Raw genomic sequence first — 252 nt, forward strand, 5'->3', positions numbered from 1 at the left:
ACTTCCGAGCTTACATATGAAGTAGAAAAACAATTTTTAACATACGTGAAGAAGATACAAAATTACGGAGAAGCATTAAGTTTAATGTTTTGGGATTTAAGAACAGGTGCGCCCAAAAAAGGTGTAGATCAGCGTTCAGAAGTAATTGGTATGCTTTCGTCAGAAGTGTTTGCTATGTCGACTTCAGATGAGATGGGAAACTATTTAACAGAGCTTGAAGCTTTAATACGTGAAGATAAACTTTCTGAAACG

The 252-nt window shown here is 35.7% G+C and carries 1 pseudogene; it reads left to right on the top strand.

The window, feature by feature from the left end:
• Positions 1 to 45: 45 nt before the first annotated feature.
• Positions 46 to 252: pseudogene (locus NG918_RS16890) on the top strand (carboxypeptidase M32); the annotation flags it as partial.

It is taken from the genome of Clostridium sp. ZBS2 (assembly GCF_023845855.1).
In the GTDB taxonomy this organism is placed as follows: domain Bacteria; phylum Bacillota; class Clostridia; order Clostridiales; family Clostridiaceae; genus Clostridium; species Clostridium aquiflavi.